13 protein-coding genes are annotated in these 13,067 nt (G+C 65.4%); 7 read left to right on the forward strand and 6 right to left on the reverse strand.

Going from position 1 to position 13,067, the window contains the following annotated elements; translation table 11 throughout:
• The first annotated feature begins 167 nt into the window (after positions 1-167).
• On the forward strand, positions 168-1,736 hold the full coding sequence (locus tag DK261_RS02230; protein WP_110175227.1) for a SulP family inorganic anion transporter: 1,569 nt from the start codon (positions 168-170) through the stop codon (positions 1,734-1,736).
• Between the two features lie 126 nt (positions 1,737-1,862).
• On the opposite strand, the gene aroE is transcribed toward DK261_RS02230, so the two are convergent.
• Both aroE and hemF read right to left on the reverse strand, forming a co-directional pair.
• Positions 1,863-2,684, reverse strand: a complete 822-nt coding sequence (aroE, locus tag DK261_RS02235; RefSeq protein WP_009046233.1) for a shikimate dehydrogenase — start codon at positions 2,682-2,684, stop codon at positions 1,863-1,865.
• A 115-nt stretch (positions 2,685-2,799) separates the two neighbouring features.
• The gene (gene hemF, locus DK261_RS02240; protein WP_009046232.1) at positions 2,800-3,717 is read right to left on the reverse strand and encodes an oxygen-dependent coproporphyrinogen oxidase; all 918 of its coding nucleotides are present in this window, start codon (positions 3,715-3,717) and stop codon (positions 2,800-2,802) included.
• Positions 3,718-3,885: 168 nt separating this feature from the next.
• On the opposite strand from hemF, the gene DK261_RS02245 reads away from it, so the two are divergent.
• A complete protein-coding gene (locus tag DK261_RS02245) occupies positions 3,886-4,863 on the forward strand; it encodes an NADPH:quinone reductase (protein ID WP_009046231.1) in 978 nt (325 codons plus the stop codon).
• Positions 4,864-4,908: 45 nt separating this feature from the next.
• On the opposite strand, the gene DK261_RS02250 is transcribed toward DK261_RS02245, so the two are convergent.
• The 3 genes from DK261_RS02250 to DK261_RS02260 all read right to left on the reverse strand — a co-directional run bounded on the left by DK261_RS02250 (position 4,909) and on the right by DK261_RS02260 (position 7,735).
• Positions 4,909-5,466, reverse strand: a complete 558-nt coding sequence (locus DK261_RS02250; RefSeq protein WP_007926207.1) for an L-threonylcarbamoyladenylate synthase — start codon at positions 5,464-5,466, stop codon at positions 4,909-4,911.
• 54 nt (positions 5,467-5,520) lie between these two features.
• Positions 5,521-6,630 carry a DNA-processing protein DprA gene (dprA, locus tag DK261_RS02255; protein WP_110175228.1) on the reverse strand — a complete coding sequence of 370 codons (1,110 nt, stop codon included), beginning with the start codon at positions 6,628-6,630 and terminating at the stop codon, positions 5,521-5,523.
• A gap of 79 nt (positions 6,631-6,709) precedes the next feature.
• Positions 6,710-7,735 carry a LysM peptidoglycan-binding domain-containing protein gene (locus DK261_RS02260; RefSeq protein WP_110175229.1) on the reverse strand — a complete coding sequence of 342 codons (1,026 nt, stop codon included), beginning with the start codon at positions 7,733-7,735 and terminating at the stop codon, positions 6,710-6,712.
• Between the two features lie 152 nt (positions 7,736-7,887).
• Here DK261_RS02260 and def point away from each other — a divergent pair, with 152 nt between their 5' ends.
• The 5 genes from def to DK261_RS02285 all read left to right on the forward strand — a co-directional run bounded on the left by def (position 7,888) and on the right by DK261_RS02285 (position 12,599).
• A complete protein-coding gene (gene def, locus DK261_RS02265) occupies positions 7,888-8,394 on the forward strand; it encodes a peptide deformylase (RefSeq protein ID WP_009046227.1) in 507 nt (168 codons plus the stop codon).
• 69 nt (positions 8,395-8,463) lie between these two features.
• On the forward strand, positions 8,464-9,423 hold the full coding sequence (gene fmt / locus DK261_RS02270; protein ID WP_016703938.1) for a methionyl-tRNA formyltransferase: 960 nt from the start codon (positions 8,464-8,466) through the stop codon (positions 9,421-9,423).
• A complete protein-coding gene (gene rsmB, locus DK261_RS02275; protein WP_009046225.1) occupies positions 9,420-10,745 on the forward strand; it encodes a 16S rRNA (cytosine(967)-C(5))-methyltransferase RsmB in 1,326 nt (441 codons plus the stop codon). The genes fmt and rsmB overlap by 4 nt, the downstream gene beginning before the upstream one ends.
• Positions 10,746-10,769: 24 nt before the next feature.
• On the forward strand, positions 10,770-12,143 hold the full coding sequence (gene trkA, locus DK261_RS02280) for a Trk system potassium transporter TrkA (protein WP_007932603.1): 1,374 nt from the start codon (positions 10,770-10,772) through the stop codon (positions 12,141-12,143).
• 138 nt (positions 12,144-12,281) lie between these two features.
• Positions 12,282-12,599 (forward strand): tetratricopeptide repeat protein, encoded by a 318-nt coding sequence (locus DK261_RS02285; RefSeq protein ID WP_009046223.1) that lies wholly within the window; start codon positions 12,282-12,284, stop codon positions 12,597-12,599.
• A gap of 165 nt (positions 12,600-12,764) precedes the next feature.
• Here the strand turns inward: DK261_RS02285 and DK261_RS02290 are convergent, their stop codons facing one another.
• Positions 12,765-13,004: a pilus assembly protein PilZ gene (locus tag DK261_RS02290; protein WP_103330786.1), complete on the reverse strand. Its 240-nt coding sequence runs from the start codon at positions 13,002-13,004 to the stop codon at positions 12,765-12,767.
• Positions 13,005-13,067: the final 63 nt, after the last annotated feature.

Raw genomic sequence — 13,067 nt, forward strand, 5'->3', positions numbered from 1 at the left:
TGCGGGCGACACGGTCTTCCAGATGGACCCTGCATGCAGGTTTTGGGGCTACTGCGTAGCCCATCGCGGGCAAGCCTCGCTCCTACAGGCAACCCTGGCGGAATGGGGCAAGCCTTCCGGCAATGCTTTACCCTGACGCCCCTGAACACCTTCACCCGCGAGGACCCATGGCCTGGCCCAATCGCCATTCACTCTTGCCCTTCCTGAGCTGGCTGCCCCGGCAGACCCGCGCCAGCGTCGGGCGCGACCTGCTGGTGGGCCTGAGCGGCGCCATCCTCGCCCTGCCGCAATCCATCGCCTATGCGCTGATCGCCGGCCTGCCACCGGAATACGGCCTGTATGCCGCCGTCGTGCCGGTGCTGATCGCCTGCCTCTGGGGTTCTTCCTGGCACCTGATCTGTGGCCCCACCGCGGCGATTTCCATCGTCCTCTACGCCAGCGTCAGCCCCCTGGCGGTGCCGGCATCCCAGGACTACATCACCCTGATCCTGCTGCTGACCCTGCTCGCTGGCGTGTTCCAGTGGCTATTGGGGCTGTTGCGCTTCGGCGCGCTGGTGAACTTCGTGTCCCACTCGGTGGTGCTCGGCTTCACCCTCGGCGCCGCGGTAGTGATCGCCCTGGGGCAGCTGCCCAACCTGCTGGGCCTGGACTTGCCGAGCGAAGCCACCGCGCTGAACAGCCTGACCTCGCTGTTCGCCCATCTCGATGCTGTGGATAACCCCTCGCTGATCCTCGGCCTGGGCACGCTGATCGTCGGCCTGGCCCTGAAACTGCTGGTGCCGCGCTGGCCGTCGCTGCTGATCAGCCTGATCCTCAGCGCTCTGGTGGTATGGCTGTGGCCGGCGCTGTTCGGCCAGGTGAAGCTGGTCAGCGCCTTTACCGGGCGGCTGCCGCCGTTCAGCCCGCTGCCGCTGGACCTGGACATGATCCTGCGCCTGCTGCCCAGCGCCGTGGCGGTGGGCATGCTGGGGCTGGTGACCAGCCTGTCGATCGCCCGCTCGCTGTCGGCGCGCTCCGAGCAGTTGCTCGATGCCAACCAGGAAGTCCGCGCCCAGGGCCTGTCGAACATCGTCGGCGCGTTCTTCTCCGGCTATCTGTCTTCCGGTTCCTTTACCCGTTCCGGCCTGAGCTACGAAGCTGGTGCCTGTTCGCCGCTGGCGGGGGTGTTCTCGGCGTTGTGGGTGGCCTTGTTCGCCGTGGCCGGCGCGGCGCTGATCGCCCATATCCCGATCCCGGCCATGGCCGGGAGCATCCTGCTGATTTGCTGGGGATTGGTGGACCACCGCGGCATTCGCGCGCTGTTCCGGGTCAGCCGCGCCGAGTTCGCGGTGATGAGCCTGACCTGTGTCGCCACCTTGCTCCTGGAATTGCAGACGGCGATCTATGCCGGGGTTCTGGCATCGCTGTTCTTCTACCTCAAGCGCACCTCGCAACCGCGCGTGCAGCATGGGCGCGAAGGCGACGAGGACATCCTGCGGGTCGGCGGCTCGATCTTTTTCGGCGCCAGCCATTACCTGCAAGTGCGCATGCAGCGCTGCCATGCGCCGCGCCTGGTGATCGACGCCCGGCAGATCAACTTCATCGACTATTCCGGGGTGGCCATGCTGCACCAGGAAGCCCGCCGCCTGCTGCGGCAGAACCGCAGCCTGACCCTGCGCCGCGCGCGGGCCTCGGTGATCGAAGAGTTGAGAAAGCTCGAAGGCGCGGAGAGATGCCCGATTCGGTTTGAGGATTGAACCCGGCTATGTAGGAGCGAGCTTGCTCGCGATGAACGTCGACGATAATACGGCGTGGCTGTCGCACCGCCGCTTCGCGGCTATCGCGAGCAAGCTCGCTCCTACAATAGAAAGAGGGGCGCGGGGTCAGAGCCCCAGCTGGCGCCGCAGCTCCGCCAGCACCGGCGCGGTGTCCGGGCGCACGCCGCGCCACAGGAAGAAGGCTTCCGCCGCCTGCTCGGCGAGCATGCCCAGGCCATCCATGGAAATCGCCGCGCCGTATTGGCTGGCCCAGCGACAGAAGGCGGTCGGCTCCTTGCCATACATCATGTCGTAGCACACCGTCTTGCCCGGCTCGATCAGGCTGGCGGCAATCGGCGGCACGTCGCCGGTGAGGCTGGCCGAGGTAGCGTTGATGATCAGGTCCACCGGCTCGCGCAACCAGTCGAAACCGCTGGCGGACACCGGCCCCAGGTCGCTGAACAGCTCGGCCAGCAGTTCGGCCTTTTCCACCGTGCGGTTGGCGATGATCACCGACGCCGGCTGCTCCGCCAGCAGCGGCTCCAGCGCGCCACGCACCGCGCCACCGGCCCCCAGCAGCAGAATGCGCTTGCCCTTGAGGCTGAAGCCGGCGTTGACCGTCAGGTCGCGCACCAGGCCGGCGCCGTCGGTGTTGTCGCCCAGCAGGCTGCCATCGGCGAGTTTGCTCAAGGTGTTCACCGCGCCGGCGCGCTGGGCGCGGGCGGTCAGGCTGTCGGCCAGGCGGTAGGCGTCTTCCTTGAACGGCACCGTGACGTTGGCGCCACGCCCGTCCACGAAGAACCCGCGGGCACAGCCGGCGAAATCGTCGAGGGGCGCCAGCAGAGTGGTGTAGACCAGCCGCTGCGCCGTCTGCTCGGCGAACAGCCGATGAATCAGCGGCGACTTGCTGTGGCCGATCGGGTTACCAAAAACGACGTACTGATCCATCCAATAAAACCCTCATGCACATCCCTGTAAGGAACCAGCTTGCTGGCGACAGGGACGCTGCGCTGTTCTGTTCAATCGCATTATCGTCCAGCGCCGGCCAGCCGGCTGCAACGCTTTACGCAGAGCCCGCCAGCCAGTCGCGGTCCTGCAGGAAATATTCGGTCAGGCGCGCTTCTTCGCTGCCCGGCTCGGCTTTCCAGTCATAGCCCCAGCGCACCTGCGGCGGCAGGGACATGAGGATCGACTCGGTACGCCCGCCCGATTGCAGGCCGAACAGGGTGCCGCGGTCGTAGACCAGGTTGAACTCGACATAGCGGCCGCGACGGTACTCCTGGAACTCGCGCTGCTTCTCGGTATAGCCCAGGGCCTTGCGGCGCTGGACGATCGGCAGGTAGGCCTCGAGGTAGGCGTCGCCGATGGCGCGCATGAAGGCGAAGCTGGTGTCGAAGTCCCACTCGTTGAGGTCGTCGAAGAACAGGCCGCCGATGCCACGTGGTTCATTGCGATGCTTGATGTGGAAGTAGCTGTCGCACCAGGCCTTGTAGCGCGGGTAGACGTCCGGGCCGAACGGAGCACAGGCCTTTTCGGCGACGCGGTGCCAGTGCACACAGTCCTCTTCGTTGGCGTAGTAGGGGGTCAGGTCGAAACCGCCGCCGAACCACCAGACCGGCTCTTCGCCTGCTTTTTCGGCGATGAAGAACCTTACGTTGGCGTGGGAAGTCGGCACATGGGGGTTGTGCGGGTGGATCACCAGCGACACGCCCAGCGCCTCGAATCCACGGCCGGCCAGTTCGGGCCGGTGGGCGCTGGCGGACGGCGGCAAGCCGCTGCCGAACACGTGGGAAAAGTTGACGCCGCCTTTCTCGATCACCGTACCGTCGGCAATCACCCGGGTGCGCCCGCCACCGCCGGCCGGTCGGGTCCAGGCGTCTTCGACGAAGCGCGTACCGCCGTCTTCGGCTTCCAGGGCAGCGCAAATGCGGTCTTGCAGGTCGAGCAGGTAGGCTTTTACGGCCTCGGTGCGGGTAGTCATGGCATCACCTTGAATCGGGCAAAGCTACGCGGCGCCAGGGATACAGCAGGGGGCCTGCGCAAATGGGCGCGTAGCATAACACTGCGTGGGGGCCGGTCGCAGTTGACGGCGGTCAAGCATAGGAGTCCGATAAGGCACTTTCGCGACACGACCGAGGAGAGAGTGCAGATGGCCAAACGTATCCAGTTCCGGGCCCATGGCGGCCCGGAAGTACTCGAGTATGTGGATTACCAACCCGCAGAACCGGGCCCGCAACAGGTCCGCGTGAGCAACAAGGCCATCGGCCTGAATTTCATCGACACCTACTACCGCAGCGGTCTCTACGCGCCACCGGCCTTGCCATCGGGCCTGGGTGCCGAAGGGGCCGGGGTGGTCGAGGCGGTGGGCAGCGCCGTGACCCGCTTCAAGGTCGGCGATCGCGTGGCTTATGGCAGCGGTCCGCTGGGTGCCTACAGCGAGCTGCATGTACTGCCCGCGGACAATCTGGTGCACCTGCCGGACAGCATCAGCTTCGAACAGGCGGCCGGGGTGATGCTCAAGGGCCTGACCGTGCAGTACCTGCTGCGCCAGACCTACGAGCTCAAGGGCGGTGAAACCGTGCTGTTCCACGCGGCCGCCGGCGGTGTCGGGCTGCTCGCCTGCCAGTGGGCCAAGGCCCTGGGGGTGAAGCTGATCGGTACTGTCAGCTCGCCGGAAAAAGCCGCGCTGGCGAAATCCCTCGGCGCCTGGGAAACCATCGACTACAGCCATGAAGACGTGGCCAAGCGCGTACTGGAGCTGACCGACGGCAAGAAATGCCCGGTGGTCTACGACGGCGTGGGCAAGGACACCTGGCTGACCTCGCTGGACTGCCTGCAGCCACGGGGCCTGATGGTCAGCTTCGGCAACGCCTCGGGCGCGGTGGAGGGGGTCAACCTGGGCATCCTGGCGGCCAAGGGCTCGCTGTATGTCACCCGTCCGACCCTGGGCACCTACGCCAACAATGCCGAGAACCTGCAGGCCATGGCCGACGATCTGTTCGGCATGATTACCAGCGGCAAGCTGAAGATCGAGATCGGCCAGCGTTATCCACTGGCGGACGCGGCGAAGGCGCAGACCGAACTGTCGGCGCGGCGCACCACGGGTTCGACCATTCTGCTGCCTTGAAATGCATCGCGATCCGACTTGCCCGCGATAAACGATGACGCGGTGTCAGGCCGGACGCACGATCTTGCCGGTCACCAGGTCGCGGATCAGGCTCGGGTTCTTGCGCCCGCCCAGGCTGCCGCCCAGGACCATGTCCAGCTGCCCGCGGAAATACTGCTCGACGCGAATCCGCGTGCGGGCGGCCGGGCGCCCCTGGGGATTGGCCGAGGTGGAAATCAGCGGCCCCACCAGCGCACATAACTCGCGCACCAGTGGATGATCGCTGACCCGCAAGGCCACGGTGTCGTGGACCCCGGTGACCCATTCCGGCAACAGATTCTGATGGGGTACCAGCCAGGTGTTCGGGCCTGGCCAGGTGCTGGCCATGCGATCGAGCCATTCCTGGGGGAAATCCTCGAAGAGGAAATCGAACTGGCGGATGTTGTCGGCGATCAGGATCAGGCCCTTGTCCACGGAGCGCGACTTGATGGCCAGCAACCGGTCCACCGCCTCTTCGTTCCACGGGTCGCACCCCAACCCCCAGACTGCTTCGGTTGGGTAGGCAATCACCGCCCCTGCGCGAATTTCTCGTGCGGCTTGTTGCACACGCCAACTGCTGACCATTGCTGACTCTCCGGATTAAGGCTGTGCGCAGTTTACCGATCCTGCTTATAAAGCCTAGCCTTTTGCCCGGGCATACCAGCAGCCTGCTTCACATACCGCATGGCCCTCCAGCTCCAGCTCCGTAAGCGCCGCCAGCACCCTGGACAGGCTCCAGCCACTGGCCTGCACCAGGCCCTCGCTGGTCTGCGGCGCAGCATGCAACAGCGCCAGCAATGGGTGCGTGGGCGCGACTGGTGGCGGGGCTGGGGATAACGACAGCCGTTGCCAGCCACGCAGGGCTTCGAGGATATGTTCGATGGTTTCCACCAGCACCGCGCCATCACGAATCAGCTGATGACAGCCCCGGGCCCCGGGGTGATGGATCGACCCGGGTATCGCATACACCTCGCGGCCTTGTTCGGCGGCGAGCCGGGCGGTGATCAGCGAACCGCTGGCGACGCTGGCCTCCACCACCAGCACGCCAAGGGACAGGCCGCTGATGATCCGGTTGCGCCGGGGAAAGTGGCTGGCGTGGGGTCCGGTCTCCAACGGGAACTCGGAAACCACTGCGCTGCCCTGGGCGATCATGGCGTCGGCCAGGCGTCGATTGCGCTGTGGATAAAATTTTTCCAGGCCGGTGCCGAGCACGCCGACGGTCTGCCCGCCGACCTCCAGGGCAGCCTGGTGCGCCGCGCCATCGATCCCCAGCGCCAGGCCGCTGGTGATGACAAAACCGGCCGCGGCCAGGCTGCGGGAAAAGGCCGCGGCGGTGTCCATTCCAGGCCTCGAAGCGCGACGACTGCCAACCACCGCCAACTGCGGTTTTTCCAGGATCCGCGGATCGCCGGCGACAAACAGCAGCGGCGGCGCATCGGCAATTTCATTCAACAACGGCGGGTAGTCAGGCTGGTCCCACATCAGTAAATGCTGGCCCGGACGCTCCAGCCAGGCCAATGCACGGCTGGCGCCATCACGCACCTCGGCGTTGCGCCGGGCCTCGGCCGCACTCGCCGGCAGGCCCAACGCACGCCAGGCACTGGCCGGCGCGCTGATGGCCTTGGAGGCCGAACCGAAGGCTTCGAGCAACAGCTGAAAACGCTTCGGGCCAAGGTCCGGCAAGCGATGCAAACGCAGACGGGCTTCCAGTTCCGCGGGGGAAACCGGAGCCTGGGCAGGCAGTGACATGGGATCATCCTTGATCGTTATAAGCCCGGCTGAAGCAGGAATAAACTGTGGATAACTCTGTTGGTAACTTGTTGAGGGTTTACGGGTTACGCACCTTGTCCATGATCGCCAGGGAGCGGGAAGCGTTGAGCACCAGGCCGTAGCTGAGCTTGTCGTAGGTGCGGAAAACCATCAGCAGGCCGGCCCGCTCATCCGGCATCTTCACCTGGCCGCCGGCCACCCGATCGCGCACGGTTTCACCGGTTTTCAGCACCGCCAGCACATTGCCTTCAGCCAGGCCATCGCGCCGCCCCTTGTTCAGCGTCACCACGTCCAGCGCACCGATCTGGGTGACGCCCCGTGGCACGTCGATGATCAGGCCCTCGACCGCCCGGCTCGGCGGGCTGGGGACAAAGGTCGAGTTGATGGTCCGCGGCTCGCCGCTGAACAAACGGTCGCCCAGGCGCACTTCCTGGGTGGTGCGCTGCAATTGCAGGGTGGCGATATCGCCCTCGACCGCGACCACCTCGCCGCCGCCGATCTCGTCGGCGTTGATCCCCAGCACTTCGCCGCTCTGCGGGTCGGTGTAGGTCTTGCCCTGGCGGAAGATGCCGTAGGCCGATTGTTCCGGGTCGAAGCGGCCGCGCGCGAAGATCCGGTCGCCGGTGCCGCTGAGCACCCGTTCGGCATCGCCGGCGACTATGTAGGGCGCACTGTCGAAGGTCTCGGCCCGGTCGAGGATGCGGTTGCTCAGCAGAAAGCTGTCGATGGCCTGCAGTGGAATGGTCGGGATCGCCTCGGCCAGCGGCGTGCGGCGCACCTGGGGCGACAGCTTGAGGGTGCCCCGGGAAGCGCCGCGCTCCAGGGTCAGGCGTGGTTCGCCATTGACCTGTACCAGCGCCAGGGAGTCGCCGGGGTAGATCAGGTCGGGGTCGGCGAGGCTGGAATTGGCCTGCCAGAGCGCCGGCCATTGCCAGGGATCGCGCAGAAAGCGGTTGGCGATGCTCCACAAGGTATCGCCCGCCACCACGGTGTAGCGCTGTGGGTAACCCTCCCGGAGCGGCACCTGCGCCTGGCCGAAACCGGCCCAGCCCACGAGCAGCAAGGCGAGTAGTGATTTCCTCATGCGGTGAATCCCTTTATTATGTGTACTCGCGTGAAACGCCAGCGCCTGTGCGCTCCCTGCTCCTGATCGAGCACGTTTTACAACGGTTGCCCTTCCAGAACCCGCAAGGCCTCCGACTCCGAACTTACTTCACACGTGTAGCAATTACGCTTATGGCCATTTTAAACATCCTCGAATTCCCCGACTCGCGCCTGCGCACTATCGCCAAACCAGTGGCCGTAGTGGACGACGAAGTGCGTCAGTTGGTCGACGACATGTTTGAAACAATGTATGAGGCGCCCGGCATCGGCCTGGCCGCTACCCAGGTCAACGTGCACAAGCGCATCGTGGTCATGGACCTGTCCGAAGACCGCAGCGAGCCACGGGTGTTCATCAACCCAGAGTTCGAACCGCTCACCGACGAAATGGGCCAGTATCAGGAAGGCTGCCTGTCGGTACCGGGCTTCTACGAGAACGTCGATCGTCCGCAACGCGTGAAAATCAAGGCCCTGGACCGTGACGGCCAGCCTTACGAACTGATCGCCGAAGGCCTGCTCGCGGTGTGCATCCAGCACGAATGCGACCACCTCAACGGCAAATTGTTCGTCGATTACCTGTCCACGCTCAAACGCGACCGGATCAAGAAGAAGCTGGAAAAGCAGCATCGTCAGCAGGCTTGATCCCCTTCTTCCAAAGGCTTGCAGCGGCAAGCCTTTTTCTTTTCTGCGTATTTATTAGCGAGAATTCCCATGACTGAGCCACTGCGCATCGTCTTTGCCGGTACCCCGGAATTTGCCGCCGAACACCTCAAGGCCCTGCTCGACAGCCCCTACGAGATCGTCGCGGTCTACACCCAGCCGGACCGGCCGGCCGGACGCGGGCAAAAGCTGATGCCGAGCCCGGTCAAGCAACTGGCGCTGGAGCACGATATCCCCGTGCTGCAGCCGCCAACCCTGCGCAACGCGGAGGCCCAGGCCGAACTGGCGGCCCTCGCGCCGGACCTGATGGTGGTGGTCGCCTACGGCCTGATCCTGCCGCAGGCGGTGCTGGATATTCCGCGCCTGGGCTGCATCAACAGCCACGCTTCGCTGCTGCCACGCTGGCGCGGGGCGGCGCCGATCCAGCGCGCCGTGGAAGCCGGTGACGCCGAGAGCGGCGTGACCGTGATGCGCATGGAAGCCGGCCTGGACACCGGGCCGATGCTGCTCAAGGTCCGCACCCCGATCAGCGCCACCGACACCGGCGGCAGCCTGCATGATCGACTCGCCGAAATGGGCCCGCCGGCCGTGGTGCAGGCCATCGCCGGCCTCGCTGCCGGAACCCTGCAAGGCGAAGTGCAGGACGACAGCCTGGCCACCTACGCCCACAAGCTGAACAAGGACGAAGCACGGATCGACTGGAGCCGCCCGGCGCTGGAACTGGAGCGCCTGGTACGGGCCTTCAACCCCTGGCCGATCTGCCACAGCACGCTCAATGGCGAAGCCCTGAAAGTGCTGGCCGCCAGTCTCGCCGAAGGCAAGGGCGCCCCGGGAACCATCCTCGGCGCCAGCAAGGACGGCCTGCTCGTCGCCTGCGGCGAGCAGGCGCTGTGCCTGACTCGCCTGCAATTGCCCGGCGGCAAGGCGCTGAACTTCAGCGACCTGTTCAACAGCCGGCGTGAGAAATTCGCCACCGGCACCGTGCTCGGACAAGCGGTGGACGCCCAATGAACCCGCGTCTGGCCGCCGCCAAGGCCCTGACCTCGGTTCTCAATGGCAAGGCCTCGCTCAACAGCTCGCTGCCAACCCTGCTGGACAAGGTCGAAGTGCGCGATCGCGGCTTCACCCAGGACCTGGCGTTCGGCACCGCGCGCTGGCAGCCACGGCTGGCGGCGCTGGCGGCCAAGCTGTTGCAGAAGCCGTTCAAGGCGGCCGATGCCGATGTCGAGGCGCTGCTGCTGGTGGGCCTTTATCAATTGCTCTACACCCGCGTCCCGGCGCATGCCGCCATCGGCGAAACCGTGGGCTGCGCCGACAAACTGAAAAAGCCCTGGGCCAAGGCGCTGATCAATGCCGTGCTGCGCCGCGCCCAACGTGAGAGCGAAGCGCTGTTCGCCGAGCTGGAGCGCGACCCGGTGGTGCGTACCGCCCATCCGCGCTGGCTGCAAAAATCCCTCAAGGCGTTCTGGCCCGAGCAATGGGAAGCCATCTGCGCCGCCAACAACGCCCATCCGCCGATGATCCTGCGGGTCAACCGTCGCCATCATTCCCGCGCGGCCTACCTCCAGCTGTTGAGCGAGGCCGGCGTCGCCGCCAAGCCTTGCGTCTACAGCCAGGACGGCATCGTCCTCGATGAAGCCGCCGACGTGCGCAGCCTGCCGGGCTTCGCCGAAGGCTGGATCAGCGTGCAGGACGAGGCCGCGCAACTGGCCGCCGAGCTGCTGGAGCTGGCGCCGGGACAACGGGTGCTGGACGCCTGCTGCGCGCCTGGCGGCAAGACCTGCCACATCCTCGAAGTCGAGCCCGCGCTGGCCGGCGTGGTCGCGGTGGACCTGGAAGCCAAGCGCCTGGTGCGTGTCCAGGAGAACCTCGACCGCCTGGGCCTCCACGCCGAGCTGATCGCCGCCGACGGCCGTGACACCGCTGCCTGGTGGGACGGCAAGCCGTTCCAGCGCATCCTGCTGGACGCGCCGTGTTCGGCCACCGGGGTGATCCGTCGCCACCCGGATATCAAGCTCACCCGTCAGGCCGACGACATCGCCGCCCTGGCCACCTTGCAAGGCGAACTGCTGGACACCATGTGGTCGACCCTGGAAGTCGGCGGCATCCTGCTGTACGCCACCTGCTCGACCTTGCCGACCGAAAACACCGAGGTGATCGAGGCGTTCCTGGCCCGGACCCCGGGCGCTCGCGAACTGGACATCGGCGGGCAACTGGGCCAGCCTCCGGCCGGCCTGAAGCAGCCCCACGGTCGCCAGTTGCTGGCGCAAGAGGGCGGCCATGACGGGTTCTACTACGCCAAGCTGATCAAGATTGCCGCCGCGCGCGGTTAAGAAAGGTTCTAAGGGAGTGACTGGATGAAGATCATCATCCTCGGAGCAGGGCAGGTGGGCGGCACGCTGGCAGAGCATCTGGCCAGCGAAGCCAACGACATTACAGTGGTCGACACCGATGGCGAACGCCTGCGCGATCTCGGCGACCGCCTGGACATCCGCACCGTACAGGGCCGCGGTTCGTTCCCGACGGTGCTGCGCCAGGCCGGCGCCGACGATGCCGACATGCTGGTCGCGGTGACCAACAGCGACGAAACCAACATGGTCGCCTGCCAGGTCGCCCATACCCTGTTCCACACCCCGACCAAGATCGCCCGGGTCCGCGAGGCGGCCTACCTGACTCGCGCCGGCCTGTTCGACAACGAGGCGATTCCGGTCGACGTGCTGATCAGCCCGGAACAGGTGGTGACCAACTACATCAAGCGCCTGATCGAACACCCCGGCGCCCTGCAGGTGATCGACTTCGCCGAAGGCAAGGCCCAGCTGGTGGCGGTCAGGGCCTATTACGGCGGGCCGTTGGTGGGGCAGCAACTGCGTCAGCTGCGCGAGCACATGCCCAACGTCGACACCCGCGTCGCGGCGATCTTCCGCCGTGACCGGCCGATCCTGCCCCAGGGCGATACGGTGATCGAAGCCGACGACGAAGTGTTCTTCATCGCCGCCAAGGCCAACATCCGCGCGGTGATGAGCGAGATGCGCCGCCTCGACGAATCCTACAAGCGCATTGTCATCGCCGGCGGCGGGCAGATCGGCGAACGCCTGGCCGAAGCCATCGAGAGCCGTTACCAGGTGAAGATCATCGAGATGAACCCGGCGCGTTGCCGCTACCTCTCGGACAACCTCGACAGCACCGTGGTCCTGCAAGGCAGCGCCTCGGACCGCGACCTGCTGATGGAAGAGAATATCGCCGACGCCGATATCTTCCTGGCCCTGACCAACGACGACGAGGCCAACATCATGTCCTCGCTCCTGGCCAAGCGCCTGGGGGCCAAGAAGGTGATGACCATCATCAACAACCCGGCCTATGTCGACCTGATCCAGGGCGGCGATATCGACATCGCCATCAGCCCGCAGCTGGCCACCATCGGCACCCTGCTGGCCCACGTGCGCCGTGGCGACATCGTCAGCGTGCACTCGCTGCGCCGTGGCGCGGCGGAAGCCATCGAGGCGATTGCCCATGGCGATGCCAAATCGAGCAAGGTGATCGGCCGCGCCATCGAGGACATCGCACTGCCGCCAGGCACCACCATCGGTGCGATCATCCGCGACGAGGAAGTGCTGATCGCCCACGACGACACGGTGATCGAGGCCGGCGACCATGTGATTCTGTTCCTTGTGGATAAAAAACATATCCGCGATGTGGAGAAGCTGTTCCATGTGGGGTTGAGCTTCTTCTGATCCGGGACCTGCGCTGTCAGGACCGGTCAATCGCGAGCAAGCTCGCTCCTACAATGGAAGGCGTACATCCCTGTAGGAGCGAGCTTGCTCGCGATAGCTGTCTCGAATACGCCACCTAACCGTCGAAGGAGCCCTCCCATGCTCGAATCCCTGGAAAAAATGCTCGCCAAGGGTATGGATAACTCGCTGCTGCGCTTCGGCCTGGGCAAGGGTTATCTGGATCTGCACGAATACGCCAAGGCCGCCGAGCACCTGCAACGCTGCGTCGGTTTCGACCCCAAGTATTCGGCGGCGTGGAAGCTGCTGGGCAAGGCCTACCAGGGGCTGGAGGATTATCCGGCGGCGCGCCAGGCCTGGGAGCAGGGCCTGGAAGCGGCCCGCGGTCATGGCGACAAGCAGGCGGAAAAGGAAATGACGGTGTTCCTCAAGAAACTCGAGCGCCAGACCAAAGGCTGACTGTAGCCGCTGCCGAGTGAGCGAGGCTGCGATCGACCGCGAAGCGGTCGTAGAACCAGACGCCGCGATCTGCCAGACACTCCTGCTGCGCAGGTTTAGCGAGGACTGCGTCCTCGTACGCAGCCTCGCAAGCTCGGCAGCGGCTACAGGCGATGTCCGAACGCTTCAGAGATAACGCAGGCCGATGCCCTCGGCGTCCACCAGCACCACTTCCATTTTCACCCGCGGAGCGTTCATCGGCAGGCCTTGCACCTGGCCGTAGACCACCGCGCCCTTGGGTAGCGCCGCCAATGCCGGGTGCTTGACGTAGACCCCGCTGGCAGACAGGTTGAGCGTCTGGCCCAGGCATTCGCCGAAGCTTTCGTGCTGGATCTTGATCCTCAGGGATTTGCGCGAATCGGGCATATGCTGTGCTCTGCTTCAACCTTTGTGGATAACCTTGGGCGAAAGGTTATCCACAGATCGTGC

This window comes from Pseudomonas sp. RW409 (genome assembly GCF_003184125.1).
GTDB lineage: Bacteria > Pseudomonadota > Gammaproteobacteria > Pseudomonadales > Pseudomonadaceae > Aquipseudomonas > Aquipseudomonas chlororaphis_I.

Bases quoted from the DNA above. Each gene is read 5' to 3' on its own strand.
- DK261_RS02230 (WP_110175227.1), top strand. From the start codon at position 168: ATGGCCTGGCCCAATCGCCATTCACTCTTGCCCTTCCTGAGCTGGCTG.
- aroE (WP_009046233.1), bottom strand. From the start codon at position 2,684: ATGGATCAGTACGTCGTTTTTGGTAACCCGATCGGCCACAGCAAGTCG.
- hemF (WP_009046232.1), bottom strand. From the start codon at position 3,717: ATGACTACCCGCACCGAGGCCGTAAAAGCCTACCTGCTCGACCTGCAA.
- DK261_RS02245 (WP_009046231.1), top strand. From the start codon at position 3,886: ATGGCCAAACGTATCCAGTTCCGGGCCCATGGCGGCCCGGAAGTACTC.
- DK261_RS02250 (WP_007926207.1), bottom strand. From the start codon at position 5,466: ATGGTCAGCAGTTGGCGTGTGCAACAAGCCGCACGAGAAATTCGCGCA.
- dprA (WP_110175228.1), bottom strand. From the start codon at position 6,630: ATGTCACTGCCTGCCCAGGCTCCGGTTTCCCCCGCGGAACTGGAAGCC.
- DK261_RS02260 (WP_110175229.1), bottom strand. From the start codon at position 7,735: ATGAGGAAATCACTACTCGCCTTGCTGCTCGTGGGCTGGGCCGGTTTC.
- def (WP_009046227.1), top strand. From the start codon at position 7,888: ATGGCCATTTTAAACATCCTCGAATTCCCCGACTCGCGCCTGCGCACT.
- fmt (WP_016703938.1), top strand. From the start codon at position 8,464: ATGACTGAGCCACTGCGCATCGTCTTTGCCGGTACCCCGGAATTTGCC.
- rsmB (WP_009046225.1), top strand. From the start codon at position 9,420: ATGAACCCGCGTCTGGCCGCCGCCAAGGCCCTGACCTCGGTTCTCAAT.
- trkA (WP_007932603.1), top strand. From the start codon at position 10,770: ATGAAGATCATCATCCTCGGAGCAGGGCAGGTGGGCGGCACGCTGGCA.
- DK261_RS02285 (WP_009046223.1), top strand. From the start codon at position 12,282: ATGCTCGAATCCCTGGAAAAAATGCTCGCCAAGGGTATGGATAACTCG.
- DK261_RS02290 (WP_103330786.1), bottom strand. From the start codon at position 13,004: ATGCCCGATTCGCGCAAATCCCTGAGGATCAAGATCCAGCACGAAAGC.